This window comes from Streptomyces gossypii, from assembly GCF_025165795.1.
Classification (GTDB): Bacteria; Actinomycetota; Actinomycetes; order Streptomycetales; family Streptomycetaceae; genus Streptomyces; species Streptomyces gossypii.
In genome coordinates this window covers 149,648-173,242 of the sequence record NZ_JAJAGO010000006.1, presented here as the reverse complement: position 1 = coordinate 173,242, position 23,595 = coordinate 149,648, and the positions used below count along the sequence as shown (strand labels likewise).

The window sequence follows — 23,595 nt, the reverse complement described above, 5'->3', positions numbered from 1 at the left end:
CTCCAAGGGGAGGGTGAATGCGCAAGGCGCTCAGATGGCTGCTGTCGCTCGTGGTGCTCATCGGCACCGTAGGCGTCGGCGGTGCCTCGGCCGGAGCCGCGACCGCGGCGGAGACCGGCGGCCACAAGGACATAAAGGACCGCATCCTCGCGATTCCGGGGATGCGTCTCATCGAGGAGAAGCCGGTCGACGGCTACCGCTTCTTCCTGCTCGACTACGAACAGCCCGTGGACCACCGCAACCCACGGGCGGGCACGTTCCAGCAGCGGATCTCCATCCTGCACAAGAGCGAGGACCGGCCCACGGTCTTCTTCACCTCCGGCTACAACCTGAGCGAGCAGCCCCGGCGCAGTGAGCCGACCCAGGTGGTCGACGGCAACCAGGTCTCCCTGGAATACCGCTACTTCACCCCCTCCCGCCCCGAGCCCGCCGACTGGACGAAGCTCGACATCTGGCAGGCGGCCAGCGACCAGCACCGTGTCCACCGGGCGCTGAAGCGGATCTACCGCCAGAACTGGGTCTCCACCGGCGGCAGCAAGGGCGGCATGACCGCGACCTACTACCGCCGCTTCTACCCCCAGGACATGGACGGCACCGTCGCCTACGTCGCCCCGAACAACGTGCGCGACAAGGAGGACTCGGCATACGACGACTTCTTCGCCGACGTCTCCACCCCCGCCTGCCGCACGCGGCTCGCCGACTTCCAGCGCGAGGCGCTGGTCCGCCGTGACGAGATGGTGGCGCGCTACGAGAAGGAGGCCCAGGACAACGGCTACACCTTCGAGCTGGTCGGGTCCGCGGACCGCGCCTACGAGGTCGTCGTGCTGGACTTCGTATGGGCCTTCTGGCAGTACCAGATGGAGGCGCGGTGCGGGGACGTGCCGTCGGCCGAGACCGCGACGACGGACGAGATGTACGCCTTCATGGACGAGATCGTCGGCTTCGCCTCGTACGCCGACCAGGGCATGACCCCGTATGTGCCGTACTACTACCAGGCCGGCACCGAGCTCGGGCAGCCCGACGTGCGGACGCCGCAGCTGGACGACCTACTGCGCTATCCGGGCATCAACGTCCCGCGCAGCTTCGTGCCCCGTGACATCCCCATGCGCTTCGACAGGCACGCGATGAAGGACATCGACCGCTGGGTGCGCACGCAGTCCTCCGAGATGCTCTTCGTCAACGGGGAGAACGACCCGTGGGGCGCCGAGCCGTTCCGCGTCGGCCGGGGCAGCGACGACGCGCACGTCTATGTCGCACCCGGTCAGAACCACGGGGCGAACATCGCCAAGCTCCAGGAGAAGGACCGCAAGGCGGCAACCGCCGCACTGCTGGACTGGGCTGACGTGGACGCGCCCGAGGCGCGGCCCGGCGCCAGGCGCCTGACGGCACCCGACCCGCAGCTGGACCGGCCGGACCCGCGCGAGCGGCAGCTCCGCCCGTAGCGGGCCAGCCCCCTGGGGCACGCCCGCATCGCGCCCCGAGCCCGCCCCGCGCCCATCCGGCGCCGGGGCGGGCCCGGGGCCCGGACAGGGACTAAGAGCCCCTAACAGAATGGGCGGTCGGCTTGCGACGTCTGGCACGCGCGCTCGCCGCGTTGTCGGAGTCGTCCATGTACGCCCAGTACGAGGACGATCCTCCGCCTTGCGAGCGCACGCACCAGACGCCGCAAGCTGATCGACCGCCCATTCTGTCAGGGGCTCTAAGCGGCCGCCGACAACAACCGCAGCAGATGCTCCCGTACGGACCCCAGCGCCTCGGCCAAATCCGGTACGTCCGGGTACCAGCGCTTCTCGTACTCCCAGCACAGCCAGCCGTCCCAGCCCGCGCGGCTCAGCAGCTCCGTCACCTCGGCCAGCGGCAGCACCCCCGCACCGGGCGGCAGCGGAGTGGTGTCCGCCGCCGAGGCGATGTCCTTGACCTGGACATAACCCAGATACGGCGCCAGCTGCCGCAGCGTCTCCTCCGGCTGCTCCCCGCCGAGCCAGCTGTGCATCACATCCCACAGCGACCCCACCCAGGGGCTGTCGACCTCCCGCAGGATCGGGGCGGCGGCGGCACCGGTGCGGTGCGAGTCGTGCGTCTCCAGCAGGACCCGCGCTCCCAGGTCGGCGGCCAGCGGCGCCACCGTGGACAGCCTGCGGACGGCGGTCGCCTCCGCCTCGGCCGCCCCGCTGTCCCCTCCGCCGGGGAAGACCCGGACCCAGGGGGCGCCCAGATCGCGGGCCAGCTCCAGCAGACCTCGGGTCTCGCGGAGGAAGTCGTCGTCGTCACCGGGGGCGGCCGCCTTGGCATAGCCCGCCAGGGCGAGGATCTCGATACCGGCAGCCTTGAACTGCTCCACCACCTCCACCCGCTTCGTGAGAGAGAGGCCCGGGTGCACGGGCTCCTCCGGGTGTGCGCGCAATTCGACCCCGTGAAAGCCGGTGTCTGCGGCGAGGCGGACTACTTCGGAAATGGGCAGTCCGGGGACGCCGAGTGTGGAGAAAGCCAGTCGCATGCGCTCAGAGGATCAGACGCCAGTCCTGCCCGACAAGCTCCGCGCCGTAACTGTGGTGCGGACTCTCGGCCGTCAGGGTGAATCCCGCCCGCTCGTATATGCGGCGGGCGGAGCCCAGCACGTCGTTCGTCCACAGCACCAGCTCGCGGTAGCCGGCATCGCGGGCGAAGCCGACGCAGGCGCGCACCAGGAGATCACCGATGCCCCGGCCACGGGCGGACGGCTCCACCAGCAGCAGCCGCAACCGGGCGGTGGCCGACGCGGGCTCACCCGCGCCGTCGTCCCGCACGCACATCACCGAGCCGACCGGGGCGCCGCCCAGCTCGGCTATCCAGGCCCGCTCCCACCGCGGATCGTGGCCCTCGGCGAAGTCGGCGACGATACGGGCGACGAGGGCCTCGAAGGCGACATCCCAGCCGTACTCCTGGGCGTAGAGCGCGCCGTGCCGCTGAACGATCCAGCCCAGATCGCCGGGAGCCGGGGCACGCAGCGTGACCTCCGGCCGGAGCTGCGGCCGGGGCTGCGCTGAGGGGAGCGGCGACTCCCGCTTCCCGCCGAGCAGCGACCGGATCGTGCGCATCGCTGCGGCCAGCCGCTCGCGGTCGGCCGCCGTCAGCGAGCCGAGCAGCTCGCCCGTGGACTCCAGGCTCCGCTCCTCAAGCAGCGCGGCTGCCTCCCGGCCCTGCTCGGTGAGCGCGACGCGCCGCCGCCGGGCGTCCTCGGCGGACTGCTCGCGCACCAGCAGCCCGTCCTGCTCGAAGCGCTGGAGGAGACGGCTCAGATAGCCCGCGTCCAGGCTGAGCGTGAGCCGCAGATCGGCGGTGTCCAACGGGGCGGCATGCGCCAGTTCGTAGAGTATGCGCGCCTCGGTCAGCGTGTACGGCGTGTACAGATGCTTGCTGTAATCCAGCGCGCCGATCAGATTCGTATAGAACCGGTTGAAGGCCCGGACCTCGGTGACGGACATCTCTGTACCTCCGGCCTGCCCCGGCGAGATTCCTTGACTCAGTCAAAGATATCCCCGCCATGGCCCGGACGGAAGAGCCTCCGGAGGAGCCTCACCCGGAAGAGGGAGATCAGCGAGACGGACGGTGCGGCGGAGGAGCCGTGGACGCCCGCGAGATCAGCTCCGCCCGTACGGTCGTCACGCCCCCGGGAGGCGCACCCTCCCGGCCGACCGCCAGCCGCCCGGCGCGGGCACCAGCGCTGTGCAGCGGCAGCCGCACAGTGCTCAGCGGCGGACCCGCGTCCTGACTGGCGGGCAGATCGTCGAAGCCCGCAACGGAGACATCCTCGGGAATCCGCAGACCCTGGTCGCGCAGAGCGGCACAGACGCCGAGCGCGACGGTGTCGTTGGCGGCCAGCACGGCCGTCAGTTCCGGCGCGCGGCGCAGCAGTTCCAGCGCGCCGTCGTAACCGGCCGCGCGGTCGTACGCGCCGCCGTGCACGGTCAGCCGTTCGTCCTCGGTGGGCAGTCCCCGTGCCGTCAGCGCCCTGCGGTGCCCTTCGAGGCGGTGCCGGGAGGTCGTACGGTCGGCGGGCCCGGCGACGCAGCCGATGTGCCGGTGGCCGAGGGTCAGCAGGTGTTCGGTAAGCCGCTGGGCCCCGCCGGTGTTGTCGAAGGCGAGCGTGACAATCCCGCCGGGCTCCGCTCCGGTGTCCCGCCCGGAGGGCGTCGCCCCGGCCGGAGCGGTGCCGGGCAGGGGCGACCGGCCGCAGAGCACCACCTGTGTCCCGCCGTCGGAGAGCCGCCGCAGCCGGGCGGCCAGCGCGGCCTGGTGCGCGTCGTCGTCGACGGCGCCGCCGGTGATCACCACAGCCGCGGCCCGCTGACGCTGGAGCAGGGTGAGATAGGTCAGCTCACGCTCCGGCGACCCACCCGTGTTGCAGACGACGGCGAGCTTGCCGTCCCCTATCTCGCTCTGCACCGCGCCCGCGATGATGCCGAAGAACGGGTCCGCGATGTCGTTGACGAGCACGCCGATCAGATCGGACGTGGCGGCGGCCAGCGCGCTAGCCGGGCCGTTGACGACGTACTCCAGGTCGTCGACCGCGCGCAGCACCCGGGTCCGCGTCGTGTCCGCCACGGGATAGTTGCCACTGAGCACCCGCGAGACGGTAGCCGCGGAAACCCCTGCCCGTGCGGCCACATCGGCCAGGGTCACTGCCATCGTTCCTCCACGGCTACCGGTTACGGAAAGCGTCATGTTCTCACTCTTCTTATGCGCTCGGCTCGCCTCCGCGGGCTCGTACCCGATGTCGACACTCCTCAGCGCTGCACTCGCTCGTACCTCGCTCACTGGGCTTCGTCACTTTCGACACCGGCGCCCGCTTCGGCTCGCTCGCTGAGCCTCACTCGCTCCGCTCCCCCGGGACACCGCTGCCCACAGCGGTCCTCCGCGGCCACAGACACCGCGAACCCCGCGCAGGCACAGACGGTGCGGTACCGGCTCACGGCCGAGGCGAGGCGGGCGCCGTGTGTGGCTCACGGCCGGGCCAGGGCTGAGCGTCAAAACCCGCAGGCTCAGACAGTGCGGTATCGGCTCGCGAACGAAGTGAGCCTCAGCGAGCGAGCCGAAGGGCGCGCCGGTGTCGAAAGTGACGAGACCAAGTGAGCGAGGTACGAGCGAGTGCAGTGTCGAGGAGTGTCGACACCGGGTACGAGCGCCCGGAGGCGAGCCGAGCGCACAGGAGGAGTGTCGACACCGGGTACGAGCGCCCGGAGGCGAGCCGAGCGCACAGGAGGGGCTTGCCGCTCGGTCGGGAAGGTGATTGGGTCAGTCGTAGTAAGCGCTTTCTGTGAGGAGAGGTGCCCGTGACACGTAAGACGCTGCGCATCGCCATGAACGGGGTGACCGGCCGGATGGGGTACCGCCAGCACCTGGTGCGTTCCCTGCTCGCCCTGCGCGAGGAGGGTGGTCTCGATCTCGGCGACGGCACCGTGCTGTGGCCCGAACCGGTGCTCGTGGGCCGCCGGGAACATGCGCTCCGTGCCCTCGCTGAGCGGCACGGTCTGGATGCCGAAGCGGTCAGCACCGACCTGGACGCCGTCCTCGCGGACGACACCGTGGACATCTACTTCGACGCCCAGGTGACCTCCGCCCGGGAGGACGCCCTGCGCAGGGCCATCGCCGCGGGCAAGCACATCTACACCGAGAAGCCGACCGCGCTGGGGCTGCCCGGGGCGCTCGAACTGGCCCGGCTCGCGCGCGCGGCGGACGTACGGCACGGTGTGGTGCAGGACAAGCTCTACCTGCCGGGCCTGCAGAAGCTGAAGCGGCTGATCGACGGCGGCTTCTTCGGCGAGATCCTCTCGGTGCGCGGGGAGTTCGGCTACTGGGTCTTCGAGGGCGACTGGCAGGAGTCGCAGCGCCCCGCCTGGAACTACCGTGCGGAGGAAGGCGGTGGCATCGTCGCCGACATGTTCCCGCACTGGGAGTATCTGCTGCACGACCTGTTCGGCCCGGTGCGGTCGGTGCAGGCGCTCGCCACCACCCACATCCCGCGCCGCTGGGACGAGCGGGGGAAGCCCTACGAGGCAACCGCCGACGACGCCGCGTACGGGATCTTCGAGCTGGAGGGCGGGATCGTCGCCCAGATCAACTCCTCCTGGGCGGTGCGCGTCAACCGCGACGAGCTGGTGGAGTTCCAGGTCGACGGTACGCACGGCTCGGCCGTGGCGGGCCTGCGGAACTGCCGTGCACAGCACCGCTCCGCCACCTCCAAGCCGGTGTGGAACCCGGACGTCCCGCTCAGTGAGGACTTCCGCGGGCAGTGGCAGGACGTGCCGGACAACGGGGAGTTCGACAACGGCTTCAAGCTCCAGTGGGAGGAGTTCCTGCGCCATGTGGCACACGGCGGCCCGTGGTCACGGGACCTGCTCGCGGGCGCGCGCGGGGTGCAGCTGGCGGAGCTGGGGCTGCGGTCCTCGGCCGAGGGCCGGAGGCTGGACGTGCCGGAGCTGACGCTGTGACGGGCAACCGCGCGGCCGCTGCCGCCGGCGTCGCCGGTACCTCCCGTACGTTCTTCGCTGCGGCGCATGTCGTCGCCGACCCGCACGCCGACGTCTCCCCGGACGGCCCGGCCGTGCTCGACTGGGACGCGACACTCGCCTTCCGCCGCCACCTCTGGTCGCACGGCCTGGGTGTGGCGGAGGCCATGGACACCGCGCAGCGCGGCATGGGGCTGGACCCGGAGGGCGCGCGGGAGCTGATCCGGCGCTCGGCGGCGGAGGCGCGGGCGGTGGGCGGGCAGCTGGCCTGCGGAGTCGGTACCGACCAGCTCGCCACGCCCCCGGCCGATCCCGAGGGCCCGCCCGCCCCGGCGGGTCTGTCCGCGGTCCGGGCCGCGTACGAGGAGCAGCTGGAGCTGGTGGAGGGCTGCGGCGCGCAGCCCATCCTGATGGCCTCGCGCGATCTGGCGGCCCGCGCACGCGGTCCGCAGGACTACGCGGAGGTCTACGGCGAACTGCTGCGGCAGGCGTCCGGGCCCGTCATCCTGCACTGGCTCGGCCCGATGTTCGACCCCGCGCTGACCGGCTACTGGGGCAGCACGGATCTGGATGAGGCGACCGACACCTTCCTGGAGATCCTCTCCGCCCACCCGGACAAGGTGGACGGGGTGAAGATCTCGCTGCTGGACGCCGGGCGTGAGACCGATCTGCGCCGACGGCTGCCGGAGGGAGTGCGCTGCTACACCGGCGACGACTTCCACTACCCCGAGCTGATCGCGGGCGATGCGGAGGGCTTCAGCCACGCGCTGCTCGGCGTCTTCGACCCGCTCGCCCCGCTCGCCGCGCAGGCCCTGCGGTCGTTGGACGCGGGCGATGTGCCGGGCTTCCGTGCGGTGCTGGACCGCACCGTCCCGCTCGCCCGGCATCTCTTCGAGCCGCCGACGCGCTTCTACAAGACAGGCGTGGTCCTGCTCGCCTGGCTCGCCGGGCACCAGGATCACTTCACCATGGTCGGCGGGCTCCAGTCGGCCCGTTCACTGACCCATCTGCGGCGCGCGCACCAGCTAGCCGAGGAGCTGGGTCTCTTCCCCGATCCGGATCTGGCGCAGGCCCGGATGACCCGCCTTCTCTCCGTCCACGGAGTCGGCTCATGAGCGCTCTCGCACGCTTCTCCATCAACCAGATGACGGTCAAGCAGCTTCCGCTCCCCGAACTCGTCGCGGCGAGCGCGCGGATGGGGGTGCCGTACGTCGGGCTGTGGCGTGAGCCCGTGCAGGAGTACGGCACGGAGGCGGCGGCGAAGCTGGTCCGCGAGGCCGGGCTGCGGGTCAGCTCGCTCTGCCGGGGCGGGTTCCTCACCGCCGTCGGGGCCCAGGAGCGCCGTCTGGCGCTTGCCGACAACCAGCGGGCCGTCGACGAGGCCGCGACCCTCGGCACCGACACCCTGGTGCTGGTCTGCGGCGGGCTGCCCGAGGGCAGCAGCGATCTGCCCGGTGCGCGGGAACGCATCGCCGAGGCACTGGCCGAGCTGGGTCCGTACGCCCTGCGGCACGGCGTACGGCTGGCGATCGAGGCGCTGCACCCGATGTACGCCGCGGACAGATGCGTGGTCTCCACCTTCGGCCAGGCCCTGGAGCTTGCCGAACGGTTCCCGGCGGAACAGGTCGGCGTGGTGGTGGACACCTATCACCTGTGGTGGGACGAGCGGGTGCCCGAGCAGCTGGTGCGGGCGGGGGCGGCCGGGCGGATCGCCTCCTTCCAGCTCGCGGACTGGATCACGCCGCTTCCCGCCGGGGTCCTGACCGGGCGCGGACAGCTGGGCGACGGCTCGATCGACCTGCGCGCCTTCCGCGAAAGCGTCGACGCGGCGGGGTACGACGGGCCGGTCGAGGTGGAGATCTTCAACGAGGAGCTGTGGGCGGGCGACGGCGAGGAGGTGCTGGCCGAGACTGCCCGGCGCTACGTACGGCACGTGCTGGACTGACGGGCCGGGCCCGCGGCGAACCGTCCGTCCCAAAGAAGCCCGTCCCGGTGAAGCCCGTCGGGAGAGCGCCTCCGAAGAAAAGTTTCCGCAGCCGTACAACCCTTCCACTGAGCCGTGGGTCACACCAGTGTCGGCGCCTCCCTGGGGGGAATCCAACGGAGCGTTCGACGGGGGGAGACGAGAGGCCCCGGCCGCGCCGCGCGGCCGGGGCCTCTCGAGCGCTCGCCCCCTCCGCGCCCCTGCCCTCTGCGCGTCGTGAGGCCCTGGCAGCCCGGTCCTCCCCGTAGGCTCACGGCACCGCCCATCACACCCGCGCCGTCACGGGCGGCCGGGCCCGAGCAGGGAGCACCTCATGCTGGAGGATTTCGCCGACCTCTCCACGCCCCTGGTGGCCGACGCCTGTGTCCGCCACGGCCTGCCGCTGCGCGTCGCGCCGCCCGGCATCAGCGCGGTCGTCCCGGGTCACCGGATCGCGGGGCGCGCGTTGCCCGCGCGGCACTACGGCAGTGTCGACGTCTTCCTGGAGGCGTTCGCCAGGGCCGAGCCGGGTGATGTGCTGGTCATCGACAACGGCGGGCGATCGGACGAAGCGTGCGTCGGCGACCTGGCGGTACTCGAGGCCGGGACGGCGGGCGTGGCGGGCCTGGCGGTGTGGGGACTCCACCGGGACACGCCGGAGCTGGCGGAGATCGGCCTCCCGGTGTTCAGCTACGGCAGCTACCCGCCCGGCCCCGTGCGGTTGGACGAGCGCGAGCCGGAGGCGCTGCTCGCCGCACGCTTCGGACCGCATCTGGTGGGCGCGGACGACATGGTCTTCGGCGATGAGGACGGCGTGCTGTTCGTCGCCGCCGACTGGGCCGGGCAAGTGCTGGAGACGGCGCGGCACATTCTGCGGACCGAGCGCGAACAGGCCGGCAGGATCCGGCAGGGGGAGTCGCTGCGCGAGCAGACGCGCTTCGACGACTATCTGACGCGCCACGCCGCCGACCCCTCGTACACCTTCCGGCACCATCTCAGGGGCATCGGCGGAGCTATCGAGGAGTAGGCCGCCTCAGCGCCTCTCCGCGGGCACGCAGCCGGTGCAGGACGAGCTGCGCCGCGGGCAGCGGCGGCGGTCCGGCCGGTAGGGCGGCGAGGATGGTGCGGGTCAGCGCGGGGGTGAGTGCGCGCACCTGTACGTCGTACCGCGCGTCGACCGCGAGCGCGGGCAGGGCGGCGACGGCCAGCCCCGCCTGCACGTGCTCCAGCAGCAGCGCGTAACTGGCGTACCGGCCCGCGATGACGGGCTCGAAACCCGCCTTCCGGCACAGGCGGGTGATGAGTTCGCACAGATAGCAGCCGGGCTGGTCCATCGCCCAGCGCTCCCCGGCCATCGCGGCCAGATCGCACGAGGGGGCCTCGGCACCCGGGTGCCCCTGGGGGAGTACGAGGACCACCGGGTCGCTGCTGAGCGTGACCCGGCGGATCTGGTCGTCGACGGGGAGCCACCCGTCGGCCAGATCGTAGATCACGGCGAGGTCGACGTCCCCGCGCTGCAGCGCCTGGAGGCTGTGGTGCGGTTCGAGCTCGGTTGTGGAGATCTGGAGCCGGGGGTGGACCTGCCGCAGCTGGGCGGCCACGGGCAGTACGAGGGCGTGCAGTGCACTGGAGAAGGCGGCGACGCGCACCTCGCCGACCGGTTCGGTGCGCCGCTCGGTGAGGTCCGCCTCGGCCACCTCGATATGCCGGAGGATCTCCCGCGCGTGTGCCGCCAGCCGTACGCCCGCGGGCGTCAGGCTGACCCGCCGGCCGTGGTGCTCCAGCAGCACCGCTCGCGACTCGCGCTGCAGTACGGAGAGCTGCTGCGAGACGGAGGACGGGCTCATGTCGAGCGCCTCGGCCACGGCCCGGATGGTGCCGAGGCTCTCCAGCTGGGTGAGCAGGCGCAGCCGCCACGGATTCAGCACAGGGTGACCTTCGGTAAGTCGGCCAGTTGTTCGGAATAACCGAACACGCAGAGCATAAATCATCGATGGACCCGCGCAGGAGTACGGATCTAGCGTGCGCCGTATGACGAACTCCACGCGATTCTGGTCGGACGTCGACCGCCACATGATCCGCTACGGTCCGGGCTTCACCCCGGAGATCATCGAACGGGCCGAGGGCAGCTACGTCTACACCGAGGACGGGCGCCCGATCCTGGACTTCACCTCCGGGCAGATGAGCGCGATCCTGGGGCACAGCCACCCGGAGATCGTGGCCACCGTGCGGGAGGGAGTCGCCCGGCTGGACCACCTCTTCAGCGGGATGCTCTCCCGCCCGGTGGTCGACCTTTCCCGCAGGCTGGCCGAGAGCCTGCCGGAGCCGCTGGAGAAGGTCCTGCTGCTGACCACGGGCGCGGAGTCGAACGAGGCCGCGATCCGTATGGCCAAGCTGGTGACCGGCAAGTTCGAGATCGTCTCCTTCAGCCGCTCCTGGCACGGCATGACGCAGGGCGCGGTGAGCGCGACCTACAGCACAGGGCGGCAGGGATACGGGCCCGCCGCGCCGGGCAACATCGCGATCCCCACGCCGAACGCCTACCGTCCGGACTTCGTCACCGCCGAAGGGGAGTTCGACTGGCGCAAGCAGCTGGACTACGCCTTCGACCTGGTCGACGCGCAGTCCGTCGGCAGCCTCGCCGCGTGTCTCGTCGAGCCGATCCTCAGCTCGGGCGGGCTGATCGACCCGCCGGAGGGCTATCTCGCGGCGCTCCAGACCAAGTGCCGCGAGCGCGGCATGCTGCTGATAGCCGACGAGGCGCAGACCGGCCTGTGCCGCACCGGCAACTGGTACGCGTTCGAACGCGCCGGAATCGTCCCCGACATCCTGACACTCTCCAAGACCCTCGGCGCGGGTCTGCCGCTGGCCGCCGTCGTGACCTCCGCGGAGATCGAACAGCGCGCACACGAGCGGGGCTTCCTCTTCCTCACCACCCATGTCTCCGACCCGCTGGTCGCGGCCGTGGGCAACACCGTTCTCGACGTCCTGGAACGCGACAAGCTGGACGCCCGGGCCGAGGCGAGCGGCGCGCATCTGCGGGCGGGGCTGGAGGAACTGCGGGAGCGGCATCTCGTGATCGGTGACGTGCGGGGCCGGGGCCTCTTCCAGGGCATCGAGCTCGTACTGGACCGGGAGACCAAGGAGAGCTCCGACGAACTCGGCCGGCGCGTCACCCGGCGCTGCCTCGAACTCGGCCTCCACATGAACATCGTCCAGCTTCCCGGCATGGGCGGCATCTTCCGCATCGCCCCGCCGCTGACGAGCACCGAGCAGGAACTTTCGCAGGGCCTGGAGATCCTCGACCAGGCCCTCACCGAGTAGAAGGCCTCACCGAGCAGGAGAGCCCGTTCCTTCCAGTTCGTCTCCTTCACCCGCCACCGGTGCCATGGAGAGGTTCCAGAAGTCGGCGTAGCGGCCACCGCGGCGCAGCAGCTCCTCATGGCTGCCTGCCTCCACGATTCCGCCGCCCTCCAGGAAGACGACGCGATGGGTGCGCCGGACGGTCCGCATCCGATGGGCCACCATCACCACCGTCCGGCCCGCCATCAGTCGCTCGACACCCTCGTGGACGGCCGCCTCGTTCACCGGATCCAGGGCGGAGGTCACCTCGTCCAGCAGCACGATGGGCGCGTTCTTCAGCAGCGCCCGCGCGATCGAGACGCGCTGGCGCTCACCGCCCGACAGCAGTGCGCCGCCCTCGCCGACGTTCGTCGCCCATCCTCTGGGCAGCCGCTCGATCACTTCGTCCAGCTGCGCCGCGGCGGCTGCCGCACGTACCTCGGCTTCCTCGGCGTCGGGACGGCCGAGACGTATGTTGTCCTCGATCGTGCCGTCGAAGAGGTAGACGTCCTGGAAGACGATGGCGATCTGCGCCATCAGCCCCTCGGTGCTGATGGCGCGCACGTCCACACCCCCCACGCGCACCGCGCCCGCGTCCACGTCGTAGAACCGCGCGATCAGCTGCAGCAAGGTGCTCTTACCGGCGCCCGACGGTCCGACGACCGCGAGCCGCTGTCCCTCCGGCACCGACAGCGACACGCCGTCGAGCACCGTGCGGTCGCCATGCCGGAAGGCGACGGAGTCGAACCTCAGGTCGTGGCGCAGCGGCTGGACCGGTTGGCGAGCCTCCGGCAGCGGCTCGGTGCGCAACACCGTGTCGAGCCTGGCCAGTTCGGAACGTGCGCTGCGGAGTGTGCCGCCCATCTCCGCCAGCGACAGCAGCGGATCCGCGCAGCGGGCGGCCAGCACCAGGAGCGTCAGGACCTCCGGCGTTTCGGCGTTCCCGCCGAGCGCGAGGTAGGCGCCCAGGGCCAGCAGCACGGTGAACACCGCCTGCACGGTCAGCGCCAGGCCCAAGACGCCGGGCAGCGCGGAGAACGTGGAACGGCGGGACGCGCCCTGGACTTCCTGAAGCGAGTCGTCGAGCAACCGGAAGCGTTCGGCACTCCGGCCGCCGGCTCGCAGCACCGGCTGGGCCTGGAGGTACTCGATGACCCGCCCGGCGGAGTCACGCTCACCCGCGGCGCGCTCCGCGTCGGTGGCGGCCGATGAGCGCCCCGTCCAGATCTGGATCGCCGCCACGATCGGTACGGCGGCCAACGCGGCCAGCCCCATCTGCCAGTTGAAGGCAAGCATCACGACAACGATCGTCAGGGGAGTGACACAGGCGGAGATCAGCGGTGACAGCAGATGAGCGATCACGCTCATCGCCTGCAGGACGCCGCTGCTGGCCAGCACGGACACCTCCCCGACGCGGCTTGCGCTGTACCAGCCGAGGGGCAGGCGGGCCAGATGATCACCGAGACGGTGGTACATGCCGCGCAACAGCGTGGTACCGCCGCGGAACCCGGACAGATCGCCGACGAAGCGCAGCACCGCGTAGACCGCGACCGCGGCTCCGAACGCGATCAGCCAGGGCCGCGCATCTGAGGGGGTGCCCCCGAACAGCGCCCGCAGCACGGGAACCAGCAGTGCGTAGGACAAGCCCTCGACCACCGCGGCGGCCGTCATCAGGGCGATGGTGCGGCGCATCGGCTGGGCGTACTCGCGTCCCAGCACGCGGAGCAGCATGCGGATCATCGGGGCTCGTCTCCTTGCCGTACGCCACTGTGGCTGCCGGTCTCGTGGGTGCCGGTCTCGTCGCTGTCGGCCTCCTCGGCGACCGCCGACCGGTGGGATCGCCAGAACGCGGCGAACCTGCCGTTCTGCGCGAGCAGTTCGTCGGGCCTGCCGCGCTCGACGACCGACCCGTTCTCCAGCATCACGACGGTGTCGGCGTCGGCGACCGTCTCCAGGCGATGGGCGATGACCAGAACCGTCCGATCGCCTTCCGGCGTCGCCCGGACAGGCCCCAGGGCCCGGCGGACCGCCTGTTCGGTGTGCGGGTCGGCGAAGGCGGTCGCCTCGTCGAGCACCAGCACGGGCGCGTCGGCGAGCAGAGCGCGTGCGATCGAGATCCGCTGCGCCTCGCCACCCGAGAGTCCGGCGTCCTCACCGATCACCGTTTCGTAGCCGCGCGGCAGTTCGAGAACGCGCTCGTGAACATGCGCCAGCCGGGCCGCGCGCATCACGTCGTCGAGAGTGGCGTGCGGCACCGACAGCGCGATGTTCTCCGCGACCGACGCACGCAGCAGGCGCACGTCCTGGAAGACGAAGGAGACCCTGCGGTAGAGCTCCCGGCTGCCGAGCTCGCGCAGATCGACACCGCCCAGGGTGACCGAACCGCGGGTCGGGTCGAAGAACCGCGGCAACAGCTGGACCAGCGTGGACTTTCCGCTTCCCGACGGCCCGACGACCGCGGTGACCGTCCCCGGTTCGAGTACCAGGTCGATTCCGCGCAGCACCTCGTGATCGGCCTCGTAACCGAACCGGACGTCCCGCAGCTCCACCCGGTGGCCCTGCGGCGTGAGCGGATGCGCCGGCTCCGGCAGCGACCGCACGTCCAGCACGTCCCGGATCCGGCCGACCGCGCGGCGCGCGGCCTGCATATCGTCGAAGCCGTGGCCGAGGGCCGCCACCGGAGCGGTGAGTCCCAGCCCCAGCAGCAGGAAGGGCAGCAGATCGGCCGGGGGCATGCCACCGGCCGTGATCAGAGCCTCACCGCCGATCAGCACGACCAGCAGCACGAACGGCGGCGACAGCACGAGCTGCATCCCCGCGGCGATCCCGGACAGGCCGCGCACCATCCGGTGGAAGACGGCGACGAAATCGTCGGTGGCCGTGAGGAACTTACGGTGGACGCGTCCGGACCCACCGAATGCCTTGACCACCGAGATGCCCTGCACGAACTCGACGACGGAACTCGAAATCCGTCCCATGGCCCGGTCGAACTCCGCCTGCTCGCGCAGCCGGGCCGGGGTCATCATCAGGGGGACCAGCGCCACTGCCAGCACCACCGGTATCAGCGTGATCAGCGTGAGCCGCCAGTCGACGGTGAACAGGTAGACCAGCGACACCAGAGGGACCACGAAGGCGGAGACGAGCTCGCCGGGGGCGTGGGCGATGAACGGATGCACGGCACTGACGTCCTCTCCCACGACTTTTGCCAGCTCGCCGGTCCGGCGCCGGGAGAACCAGCCGATCGGTACGCTCCCCAGCCGCGCGGCCAGAGCGCGTCGAAACGCCAGTTGCACCTGACCGTCGATGATGTGTCCGATTCCGGAGGACGCGGCCGTGAACAGCAGCCGGACGAACAAGCCGCCCGCACCTACGACCACGACGATCCAGACATGACCGTGATCGACCGGGCCGGGCGCCAGCAGGGTACGGCCCAGTTCGACTACCGCCAGCAGCGGCGCCAGGCCCGCGACAGCGCCGATCACCTGCAGGATGACGACGGCGGCGAAACCCCCACGGTAGGGGCGCAGCAGCCCTGCCAGGCTCTGCCCCGGCACGGAGTCGGCATCCGGTGGCGGTATGGACTGCCCGCGCGCCTCGGCCAGGCCGGCGGTGGTCATCGCCACCCCCTCACTCGGCCAGGGCACGGCGCAGCGCCGCGCCCAGCTCGGCGAGCTGCCGCTGCGACACCCCGGCGGACAGGATCGCCTGCGATCCGTGGAACGTGCCGGACCACTGGTGCAGCTCGACCGACACACCCGCCTTCAGCAGGCGCGACGCGTAGTCGATGTCCTCGTCCCGGTTCGGACAGAACTCCGCGGTGGCGACGTAGGCCGGCGGCAGGCCGGACAGGTCCGTGGCCCGCGCCGGGGCGGTGTAGGGGGTGGCGGGCGCGGAGCCCAGGCAGTGACCCCAGACCGCGGTGACCTTGTCGCGGTTCATCCAGGGCGTGTCGGTGAAGTGCCGCTGCGACCAGGTCTCCTGCCGGTCGTCGAGCCCCGGCTGGTTGAGCAGCTGGAAGCGGATCGCCGGCCCCTGCTGGTCACGTGCCCGCAACGCCACCCCGGCCGCGATGCCGCCACCGGCACTGTGGCCTCCGACCGCGATCCGCTCCGAGTCGATGCCGAGCTCGGCCGCGTGCTCCGCCGTCCAGTTCAGCACGGCGTACGCGTCGTCCTGGGCGGCGGGGAAACGGTTCTCGGGCGCCAGCCGGTAGCCGACCGAGACCACCACCGCACCGGAACTGTCCGCGAGCCGGGCGGCCCACGGGTGTTCGGTATCCACGTCACCCATCACCCCTCCGCCGCCGTGCAGCCAGACGATGGCGCCCTGCGCCAGGCGCGGACGGTAGATCCGCACCGGCACGTCCGGATCGGCGGGCACCGTGCGGTCCTCGACCTGCATTCCCGCCGTGTCCGGCGCGGGCACGGCGGCGGCCAGCGCGGCGAAGTTCCCGCGCTCGGTGACCGGGTCGGTCAGCTCGGCCTTGGGGAAGAAGGGGATGAATGCTTCCAGCTCTGGGTCCATGCACGCCATGGTCGCGGTCGGCACCCCTGGAGATCATCCGCCATCCGTCGGGACTCCCGCCCGGTTCGCGCAACGACCGGCGCTTACGATCCGGTCCACTGGCTATCGCGCACCAGATCGTTATCCTGCGGTGATGGAAGCACTGGCCGTACGGCTGTCGGGGCTGGACTCGCAGGTCGAGGGCGCGATCCGCGTCGTCATGTTCTACGACACCCTGATGCGCCGGCGGGTGGACCTCCCGGCGCTCGCCCGGGCCTCGGCGGGCCTGGCCGAATGCGTGGCCGGGGTGCGGCTCCAGGGCACGGGGTGGGCGATCCGCGTCTCGTCCGGCGGCACGGAGGTGTCGACCCCGCAGTCACCCGCGTCCACCACGGCGCCGATCACCCTCGACGAAGAGGAGATCGGCACGGTGTGGCTGGAACGGCCCGGCGCGCCGGACCCGCTCGACGAAGTGCTGCTGGACCGGCTCGCCCTCGCTGTCGCGGCGGCCGTCGAGCGGTACGGTCCGGCCCGCACCACCATGGCCGACCCCGCCCTCGTCGAACTCGTGGTCAGCGCCGACGTCGACGAGGCGGCCCGAGCACGGGCACTGCGCCTGCTGGGCTTCCCCGTCGACCAGCCGGTCCGCGTCGCCGCCGTACGGTCGGAGCTGCCGCTGGACCGGATCGGCGGACTGGTCTGCCCGGCCCGCCCCGTGAAGGCGGCACCGCTCGGCGACGTGGGCGTCATCCTCGCCACCACCGTCGACACGGCCCGGTTCCCGACGGGTGTACGCGCGGGCATCGGCGCCGCCGCCGGCCCCGACCGATGCTGGCTCGAAGCCCGCACCGCGCTGCGCTTCACCACTGCGCACCGGCCCGTCGTCCACCACGACGACCTGGGCGCGTTGGCGCTGCTCGCGCACATACCCCGGGACGCCGCGCAGGAGAACCTCGATGTGGCGGCGATCGCCCGCCTGGCCGCCCATCCGGAAGACGTGGAGACCCTGGACCTCTACTGCGCCACCGGCTCCCTGCGACGCGCGGCCGACCTCCTCCACCTGCACCACAGCAGCATCGCCCGCCGACTCGAACACATCGGAAAGGCCCTGGGCATCGAACTCACCCAGCCCACCGGGCTGGAGCGAGCCAGACTCGCCCTCACCATCTGGCGGCTGCTCAACGAGAGAGCCTAGGTCAGGTCAGGTCAGGTCAGGTCAGCGGCTGTGGGGTAGGAGGTCTGGGCGCCTCGGCGGGTGACCGAGGTTGCGGCGACGCGGACGGCGAAGCGGGCCGCCTGCTCCAGGCTGTCGCCGAGGCTGAGGCGCCAGGCCAGGGCGCCCGTGAAGGCGTCGCCCGCGCCCGTGGTGTCCACGGCCTCCACCGGCGGAGCCGGTACGTGATGGCTGGTGCCCGGTGTGGCCACCAGTGCCCCGGAGGCGCCCAGGGTCACCACCACGCTGCGGGGGCCGAGTGCCAGCAGGGCCTCGGCCCACTCGGCGGGTGATCTGCCGTCCGCCGTCGCGCCGAGCAGGTACTCCGCCTCGTGCTCGTTGAGTACCAGCGGGTCGCACGCGGCCAGGACGTCGGGCGGAAGCGGGGCGGGGGGTGAGGGGTTGAGGACGACGCGGGTACGGGCCGCCGCCGCGGCCCGTACCGACGCCGCCACCGTTTCGGGCGGGATCTCCAGCTGGAGCGAGACCACCTCGGCCGCCGCGAGCAACTCGCCCGCGGAGGCCACGTCCTGCGGCGAGAGCCGGTGGTTCGCCCCGGGGGAGACGACGATCGTGTTGTCGCCCGAGGGGCCCACCGCGATGAGCGCGACCCCGGTGGGGGCCCCGCCGACCCGGACCCCCGAGGTGTCCACGCCCGCAGCCCGCTGGCTCTCCAGCAGCAGCCTGCCGTGCGCGTCGTCGCCCACCCGGGCCAGCAGCGCCGTACGGGCGCCGAGGCGTGCGGCGGCGACTGCCTGGTTGGCGCCTTTGCCGCCGGGGTGGGTGTCCAGGTCCGAACCCAGGACGGTCTCGCCCGCGGCGGGGTGCCGGTCGACAGCGGTCACCAGATCGGCGTTCGCCGAGCCGATGACCAGGAGGCTGTGTCCGGACATCCGGTTGCGCCTTTCGCCGGGACGAGACCGTTCGGGAACGGCCTGGTGTGCGGTGACCGGCCGGTCAGAGGGGGATGCTGTGAGACAGGCCGGTCGTGAGCAGTGGAACGGTGAAGCGTGTAGCGGTGGAGCTGTGAAGCAACAGAACCGTCAGCGATGGCCGGAGTGGTGGCGGTCCGCCGGGCTGGTCGAACCCGGAGCGGGCCTTCACCGGCCGATGCGCCGGCCCGTCACGGCTGCGGCGCATGCCTGCGCATGCTGACGGATGCGGCCGCGGTGGAGATCGCGGCCTGCGGCATGGGCAGCCGCACACGCATCCGTCTCCTCAGCCGTCAGGAGTCGGGAGTCAGGAGAAGTCGGCCACGTTCTCCTTGTTGACCAGCTTCACCGGGACCTTGATCTCCTTGTCGACGTCCGAGCCGTCGGCCGCACGCACGGCGTTCCGGACCGACATCTTGCCCAGCTCGTCCGGCTGCTGCGCGATGCTGGCGGTGATGGTGCCTTCCTTGACGGCCTTGAGCCCGTCCGGGGTGCCGTCGAAGCCGACGACCTGGACGGAGTCGCCCGCCTTGCTGCCGAGCGCCTTGACGGCGCCGAGCGCCATCTCGTCGTTCTCGGCGAAGACGCCGTCGATGCCTGCGTTGGACTGCATGAGGTTCGTCATGACGTCCAGGCCCTTGGCCCGGTCGAACTCGGCAGGCTGCTTGGCGACGACCTTGATGTCCTTGTACTTCTTGATGCCCTTCTCGAAGCCCTCGAAGCGCTCGTTGGACGCGGAAGTACCGGCTATGCCCCGGAGGACGACGACCTCGCCCTTCTTGCCGATCTTCTCGGCGAGGGCCTTGGCCGCCATCTCGCCGCCCTGCACGTTGTTCGAGGAGACGGTCGCGGTGGGCTCCGCGCCTTCCACCGCACGGTCGGCGGCGATGACCGGGATGTCGGCGTTGCCGGCGGCCTTGACCGAGGGCCCGGCGGCCTTGGAGTCCACCGGGTTGATGACGATCACGTCCATGCTCTGGCTCGTGAAGTTCTGGAGCTGGTTGGCCTGGGCGGACGCGTCGTCCTGCGCGTCGGTGACCGTCAGGTCCACGCCGTGTGCCTTGGCCTCCGCCTCGGCGCCCTTCTTCATCTCCACGAAGAAGGGGTTGTTGAGGGTGGAGAGCGACATGCCGATCTTGGCCTTGTCGCCGTCGCCGCTTCCGGAGTCGGAGTCCGAGCCGCAGCCGGTGGCGGCGACGGCGGAGAGCGCGGCGACAGCAGCCACGAGGGTGGTTCTCTTCTGTATACGCATTACTGCATTCCTTGCAGTCGACGGTAGTTGAGAGAGTTACACGTGAGGCAAAACGAAAAGATCACGTACGGCGACGGAGTGTATCGAGAAGCGCGGCGAGGGCAATCACCGCCCCAATCACCACCTGCTGCCAGAAGGCCGAGACGCTCAGCAGGTTGAGGCCGTTTCGCAGGACAGCGAGGATAAGTGCGCCGATCAGCGTGCCGGAAGCCTTGCCCTTGCCGCCCGCGAGGCTGGCACCGCCGATGACACAGGCGGCGATGGCGTCGAGCTCATAGCCCGCCGCCGCCTGCGGCTGGGCGGAGACCAGCCGGGAGGCCAGCACGATACCCGCCACGGCAGCGAAGCAGCCCGACAGGCCGTAGATGAACAGCTTCTGCCGCTTCACCCGGATGCCCGACAGCCGTGCCGCCTCCTCGTTGCCGCCGATCGCGTACATCGCGCGGCCCGGGAAGGTGCGGTTGAGTACCAGCGCCGCGATACCAGCCATCACGAGCATCACGATCACCGGCACCGGCAGCCAGTCGCCGAAGTCCTTGCCCAGCCACTCCAGCGAGGTGGGCAGCGCCGCCGGGGTGCCGTCGGAGATCACCAGACACAGGCCGCGGGCGATGGAGAGCATCGCCAGCGTCGCGATGAACGACGGCAGCCTGCCGTACGACACCAGCATCCCGTTGACCAGACCGCACACCGTTCCGGTCGCGAGTGCGAACAGCACCGCGAAGAAGACCGGCATCCCCTGCTCGGTCGCCGACCAGGCCAGCACCATGGCCGAGAGCGCGGCCACCGAACCGACGGACAGGTCGATTCCGGCGGAGACGATCACGAAGGTGACGCCGAAGGCGAGGATCGCGGTGACCGCGGCCTGCACGCCGACGTTCAGCAGGTTGTTGGTGTCCAGGAAGTCCGGCGACATGATCGCCATGACCACGATGAGCACCAGCAGCGCGGCGAGCGCACCGTTCTCGAACAGCATCCGGCGGACCACCGGCGGCAGCAGGCCCTCGGCGGGTATGCCGCGCCCCGGCCTGCCCCCCTCGCCGCCGTGGCCCCGGCCAGGGCCCGTCTTTTTCAGATCAGTGGCCACGAAGGCCCTCCATATCTTGTTTCAGCTGGTGGATGCGGTTTTGGAGTGTCTTCAAAGTCCGCCCTCCGGGCGGACGGCGCTAATTTGAAGACGCCCCCTGGACCGCCAGGGCCATCACGGCGTCCTGGGTGGCCTGTTCGGCGGGGATTTCGCCGGTGATCCGGCCCTGGCACATGACCAGGATCCGGTCGCTCATGCCCAGCACCTCGGGGAGATCACTGGAGATCATCAGGACGGCGTGTCCCGACGCGGTGAGTTCGTTGACGAGCCGGTAGATCTCGAGCTTGGCGCCGACGTCGACGCCGCGGGTCGGCTCGTCGAGGATCAGCACCTTGCTCTGCGCCAGCAGCCACTTCCCGATCGCGACCTTCTGCTGGTTGCCACCGGAGAGGGTGCGGGTGCGGCTGTCGAGGCCGGCGGCCCGGATGCCGAGCTGGGCCGCGATCGAGGAGGCCGCGCGCCGCTGACCGGCCAGGTCGACGAAACCGCCGCGTGTGGCGGCGCGCAGCGTGACCAGGCCCAGGTTCTCCGACACCGAGGCGTCCAGCAGCAGCCCCTGCCCCTTGCGGTCCTCCGGCACCAGGCCGATGCCCGCGGCCATCGCCGAGGGCACGTCGTTCCCCTGCACCCGGCGCCCCTGCACCTCGACGGTGCCGCTGTCGTACGGGTCGGCGCCGAAGAGCGCGCGCGCCACCTCGGTGCGCCCCGCACCCACCAGCCCCGCCAGGCCGACGACCTCGCCCGCCCGTACCTCGAAGCCGACTCCGTCGAAGTGCCCCGCGCGGCTCAGCCCGCTGACCCGGAGCAGCGGCGCCGTCCCGCGGTGCAGTGCCCCGCGCTCACGCGGGTACTGCTGGTCGATGCTGCGCCCGACCATCAGCTGCACCAGCTCGTCGCGGTCGGTGGCTGCCGGGATCTGGGCGATGCTGCGGCCGTCGCGCAGCACGGTGACACGGTCACCGAGCCGCGCCACCTCTTCCAGTTTGTGCGTGATGAAGATGATGCCCACGCCCTCCAGGCGCAGCCGGTGCACGATCTCGAAGAGACGGTCCACCTCGCCGGTGGTCAGGACGGCCGTCGGCTCGTCCATGACCAGCACCCGCGCCCGTACGCTCAGCGCCTTGGCGATCTCGACCATCTGGAGCCGGGCGACGCCCAGATGGCGGAGCTTGTCGTTCGGGGAGACGTCCACGCCGACCCGGGCGAGCAGGGCGGTGGCGTCGGAGTCCATCCGCTTGCGGTCGATCAGGCCGTACTTGCGCGGCTGGCGGCCCAGGAAGATGTTCTCGGCGACGGTGAGGTCGGGGACGAGGTTGAACTCCTGGTGGATGGTGGCGATGCCGTGCTTCTCCGCGTCCTGGGCGTCCAGGATGCGGGTGGCGCGGCCGTCGACCAGGATGCGTCCGCTGTCCGGGCGGTGCGCCCCGGCGAGCATCTTGATGAGGGTGCTCTTCCCGGCGCCGTTCTCGCCGAGCAGTACGTGGACTTCGCCGCCGCGCAGTTCGAAGTCGACGCCGTCCAGAGCCTTCACCCCGGGGAAAGCCTTGGTCACGGCCTCGGTGCGCAGCAGCGCCGGTGCGGAAGCCGGCGCCGTCGGCGGCAGTGGCGGCTGGTCGAAGGTGGTCAACGGTGCTCCATTTCTGACTCGCCGCAGGAGCGGCGCGGGACAAGGCGGGCGGGGAGGGTTACCGAATCCGTCGCACGGCCGTCGAGCAGGTCGATCAGCGCCCGTACGCCGGCGTGGCCGAGCGCCCCGGTGGGCTGGGCGATGGCGGTGAGCGGCGGATCGGTGTGCAGGAACCAGGGGATGTCGTCGAAGGCGGCCAGCGCGATGTCGTCCGGGACCCGCAGGCCCCGGTGGCGGATTTCGTCCATCGCGCCCAGCGCCATCAGGTTGTCGGCGGCGAAGACGGCGGTGGGCGGGTCGTGGAGGTCGAGGAACCGGGCGGCGGCCCGGCGTCCGCTCGCCGCCTGGTAGTCGCCGTGCTGCTGGTAGCGGTCGGGGGCGGCGAGCCCGTGCGAGTCCAGCGCCTCCCGGAAGGCGATCACCCGCTCGTTGCCCGTGGTGGTGTTGGAGGGACCGGCGATGATGGCGATCCGGCGGTGCCCCAGCCCGTACAGGTGGGCGACCAGGTCATGTACGGCAGAGCTGCCGGCCGCGCGGATCACCGGCACGTCGACGCCGGGTATCCAGCGGTCCAGGAAGACCACCGGCACGCCGGAGCGGGCCACTTCGGCCAGCAGCGGGGAGCTGTCGTCCGTCGGGCTCACCAGCAGCCCGTCGATGCGGCGGTCCAGGAGCGAGCGGACGTGGTGGTCCTGGAGTTCCGGCTGCTCGTCGGCGTTGCCGATGATGACGCTGTACCCCTGGTCACGGGCCTGGTCCTCGACGGCTCGGGCGAGAGCGGTGAAGAACGGGTTCAGCACGTCACTGATGACCAGGCCCAGGGTGTGGGTCTGGTGGGTGCGCAGCGAACGGGCGACACCGTTGGGCCGGTAGCCCAACTCGGTGATGGCGGCCAGCACCCGGTCCCGGGTGGCGGGGCGCACCGCGGGGTGGTTGTTGAGCACCCGGGAGACCGTGGCGACGGATATGCCCGCTCGCGCCGCGACATCCTTGATGCTCGCCATCGACGCCGCACTTCCTCGTTTCGCGCTTCATGATCTTCGTCGTTCCGCGCTTCATGGTAACGATTACATGGGAGATTAAAACGGCGCCCGGAGGCAGGAGCAAGAGGCCGAGATCCTATCGTGACAACAGATTTGGGCGCGGGGGGTTTCAGTACGGAAAGTGACACCGCGCAGGACGGGAAGC

At 71.1% G+C, this 23,595-nt stretch carries 17 protein-coding genes and 1 pseudogene; 7 read left to right on the top strand and 11 right to left on the bottom strand.

Going from position 1 to position 23,595, the window contains the following annotated elements; translation table 11 throughout:
- Positions 1 to 17 precede the first annotated feature (17 nt).
- Positions 18 to 1,442: a S28 family serine protease gene (locus LHJ74_RS14255; RefSeq protein ID WP_260218379.1), complete on the top strand. Its 1,425-nt coding sequence runs from the start codon at positions 18 to 20 to the stop codon at positions 1,440 to 1,442.
- A 257-nt stretch (positions 1,443 to 1,699) separates the two neighbouring features.
- On the opposite strand, the gene LHJ74_RS14250 is transcribed toward LHJ74_RS14255, so the two are convergent.
- From LHJ74_RS14250 to LHJ74_RS14240, 3 genes are all read right to left on the bottom strand, one after another.
- Positions 1,700 to 2,497 (bottom strand): sugar phosphate isomerase/epimerase family protein, encoded by a 798-nt coding sequence (locus LHJ74_RS14250; RefSeq protein WP_260218378.1) that lies wholly within the window; start codon positions 2,495 to 2,497, stop codon positions 1,700 to 1,702.
- A gap of 4 nt (positions 2,498 to 2,501) precedes the next feature.
- Positions 2,502 to 3,464 (bottom strand): bifunctional helix-turn-helix transcriptional regulator/GNAT family N-acetyltransferase, encoded by a 963-nt coding sequence (locus LHJ74_RS14245; RefSeq protein WP_260218377.1) that lies wholly within the window; start codon positions 3,462 to 3,464, stop codon positions 2,502 to 2,504.
- 109 nt (positions 3,465 to 3,573) lie between these two features.
- Positions 3,574 to 4,668, bottom strand: coding sequence for a LacI family DNA-binding transcriptional regulator (locus tag LHJ74_RS14240; RefSeq protein WP_260218376.1), 1,095 nt, complete (start codon positions 4,666 to 4,668; stop codon positions 3,574 to 3,576).
- A gap of 644 nt (positions 4,669 to 5,312) precedes the next feature.
- Between LHJ74_RS14240 and LHJ74_RS14235 the strand changes: the two genes are divergently transcribed.
- The 4 genes from LHJ74_RS14235 (at position 5,313) to LHJ74_RS14220 (ending at position 9,478) form a co-directional block, all read left to right on the top strand.
- A complete protein-coding gene (locus LHJ74_RS14235; protein WP_260218375.1) occupies positions 5,313 to 6,470 on the top strand; it encodes a Gfo/Idh/MocA family protein in 1,158 nt (385 codons plus the stop codon).
- Positions 6,467 to 7,603 (top strand): dihydrodipicolinate synthase family protein, encoded by a 1,137-nt coding sequence (locus LHJ74_RS14230; RefSeq protein WP_260218374.1) that lies wholly within the window; start codon positions 6,467 to 6,469, stop codon positions 7,601 to 7,603. The genes LHJ74_RS14235 and LHJ74_RS14230 overlap by 4 nt, the downstream gene beginning before the upstream one ends.
- A complete protein-coding gene (locus LHJ74_RS14225) occupies positions 7,600 to 8,433 on the top strand; it encodes a sugar phosphate isomerase/epimerase family protein (RefSeq protein WP_260218373.1) in 834 nt (277 codons plus the stop codon). Before LHJ74_RS14230 ends, LHJ74_RS14225 begins: the two co-directional genes overlap by 4 nt.
- A 352-nt stretch (positions 8,434 to 8,785) precedes the next feature.
- Positions 8,786 to 9,478, top strand: a complete 693-nt coding sequence (locus LHJ74_RS14220; protein WP_260218372.1) for an RraA family protein — start codon at positions 8,786 to 8,788, stop codon at positions 9,476 to 9,478.
- Here the strand turns inward: LHJ74_RS14220 and LHJ74_RS14215 are convergent.
- A complete protein-coding gene (locus LHJ74_RS14215) occupies positions 9,465 to 10,379 on the bottom strand; it encodes a LysR substrate-binding domain-containing protein (protein ID WP_260218371.1) in 915 nt (304 codons plus the stop codon). The two genes, LHJ74_RS14220 and LHJ74_RS14215, sit on opposite strands and share 14 nt — an antisense overlap.
- A 103-nt stretch (positions 10,380 to 10,482) precedes the next feature.
- Here LHJ74_RS14215 and LHJ74_RS14210 point away from each other — a divergent pair, with 103 nt between their 5' ends.
- On the top strand, positions 10,483 to 11,775 hold the full coding sequence (locus LHJ74_RS14210) for an aspartate aminotransferase family protein (RefSeq protein WP_260218370.1): 1,293 nt from the start codon (positions 10,483 to 10,485) through the stop codon (positions 11,773 to 11,775).
- 6 nt (positions 11,776 to 11,781) lie between these two features.
- Here LHJ74_RS14210 and LHJ74_RS14205 read toward each other — a convergent pair whose 3' ends face one another.
- From LHJ74_RS14205 to LHJ74_RS14195, 3 genes are read right to left on the bottom strand one after another with little or no spacing between them, the layout of a single operon-like run.
- Positions 11,782 to 13,533 (bottom strand): ABC transporter ATP-binding protein, encoded by a 1,752-nt coding sequence (locus LHJ74_RS14205; RefSeq protein WP_260218369.1) that lies wholly within the window; start codon positions 13,531 to 13,533, stop codon positions 11,782 to 11,784.
- Positions 13,530 to 15,410, bottom strand: coding sequence for an ABC transporter ATP-binding protein (locus LHJ74_RS14200; RefSeq protein ID WP_260218368.1), 1,881 nt, complete (start codon positions 15,408 to 15,410; stop codon positions 13,530 to 13,532). Before LHJ74_RS14200 ends, LHJ74_RS14205 begins: the two co-directional genes overlap by 4 nt.
- Before the next feature lie 10 nt (positions 15,411 to 15,420).
- Positions 15,421 to 16,317 (bottom strand): alpha/beta hydrolase, encoded by an 897-nt coding sequence (locus tag LHJ74_RS14195; RefSeq protein WP_260218367.1) that lies wholly within the window; start codon positions 16,315 to 16,317, stop codon positions 15,421 to 15,423.
- Positions 16,318 to 16,450: 133 nt separating this feature from the next.
- Between LHJ74_RS14195 and LHJ74_RS14190 the strand changes: the two genes are divergently transcribed.
- Complete coding sequence (locus LHJ74_RS14190) at positions 16,451 to 17,491, top strand: helix-turn-helix domain-containing protein (RefSeq protein WP_260218366.1); 1,041 nt, start codon at positions 16,451 to 16,453, stop codon at positions 17,489 to 17,491.
- A gap of 11 nt (positions 17,492 to 17,502) precedes the next feature.
- On the opposite strand, the gene rbsK is transcribed toward LHJ74_RS14190, so the two are convergent.
- The 4 genes and pseudogenes from rbsK to LHJ74_RS14170 form a co-directional block, all read right to left on the bottom strand.
- The gene (gene rbsK / locus LHJ74_RS14185; RefSeq protein WP_260218365.1) at positions 17,503 to 18,402 is read right to left on the bottom strand and encodes a ribokinase; all 900 of its coding nucleotides are present in this window, start codon (positions 18,400 to 18,402) and stop codon (positions 17,503 to 17,505) included.
- Between the two features lie 346 nt (positions 18,403 to 18,748).
- Positions 18,749 to 20,780 (bottom strand): annotated as a pseudogene (locus tag LHJ74_RS14180) (ABC transporter permease/substrate-binding protein).
- 79 nt (positions 20,781 to 20,859) lie between these two features.
- Positions 20,860 to 22,407 carry a sugar ABC transporter ATP-binding protein gene (locus LHJ74_RS14175; protein WP_260218364.1) on the bottom strand — a complete coding sequence of 516 codons (1,548 nt, stop codon included), beginning with the start codon at positions 22,405 to 22,407 and terminating at the stop codon, positions 20,860 to 20,862.
- On the bottom strand, positions 22,404 to 23,411 hold the full coding sequence (locus tag LHJ74_RS14170; protein WP_260218363.1) for a LacI family DNA-binding transcriptional regulator: 1,008 nt from the start codon (positions 23,409 to 23,411) through the stop codon (positions 22,404 to 22,406). The genes LHJ74_RS14175 and LHJ74_RS14170 overlap by 4 nt, the downstream gene beginning before the upstream one ends.
- Between the last annotated feature and the right edge of the window lie 184 nt (positions 23,412 to 23,595).

Excerpts from the sequence above, each read along its gene's own strand:
- LHJ74_RS14255 (WP_260218379.1), top strand. The coding sequence starts at position 18 with ATGCGCAAGGCGCTCAGATGGCTGCTGTCGCTCGTGGTGCTCATCGGC.
- LHJ74_RS14250 (WP_260218378.1), bottom strand. The coding sequence starts at position 2,497 with ATGCGACTGGCTTTCTCCACACTCGGCGTCCCCGGACTGCCCATTTCC.
- LHJ74_RS14245 (WP_260218377.1), bottom strand. The coding sequence starts at position 3,464 with ATGTCCGTCACCGAGGTCCGGGCCTTCAACCGGTTCTATACGAATCTG.
- LHJ74_RS14240 (WP_260218376.1), bottom strand. The coding sequence starts at position 4,668 with ATGGCAGTGACCCTGGCCGATGTGGCCGCACGGGCAGGGGTTTCCGCG.
- LHJ74_RS14225 (WP_260218373.1), top strand. The coding sequence starts at position 7,600 with ATGAGCGCTCTCGCACGCTTCTCCATCAACCAGATGACGGTCAAGCAG.
- LHJ74_RS14220 (WP_260218372.1), top strand. The coding sequence starts at position 8,786 with ATGCTGGAGGATTTCGCCGACCTCTCCACGCCCCTGGTGGCCGACGCC.
- LHJ74_RS14210 (WP_260218370.1), top strand. The coding sequence starts at position 10,483 with ATGACGAACTCCACGCGATTCTGGTCGGACGTCGACCGCCACATGATC.
- LHJ74_RS14205 (WP_260218369.1), bottom strand. The coding sequence starts at position 13,533 with ATGATCCGCATGCTGCTCCGCGTGCTGGGACGCGAGTACGCCCAGCCG.
- LHJ74_RS14200 (WP_260218368.1), bottom strand. The coding sequence starts at position 15,410 with ATGACCACCGCCGGCCTGGCCGAGGCGCGCGGGCAGTCCATACCGCCA.
- LHJ74_RS14195 (WP_260218367.1), bottom strand. The coding sequence starts at position 16,317 with ATGGACCCAGAGCTGGAAGCATTCATCCCCTTCTTCCCCAAGGCCGAG.
- LHJ74_RS14190 (WP_260218366.1), top strand. The coding sequence starts at position 16,451 with ATGGAAGCACTGGCCGTACGGCTGTCGGGGCTGGACTCGCAGGTCGAG.
- rbsK (WP_260218365.1), bottom strand. The coding sequence starts at position 18,402 with ATGTCCGGACACAGCCTCCTGGTCATCGGCTCGGCGAACGCCGATCTG.
- LHJ74_RS14170 (WP_260218363.1), bottom strand. The coding sequence starts at position 23,411 with ATGGCGAGCATCAAGGATGTCGCGGCGCGAGCGGGCATATCCGTCGCC.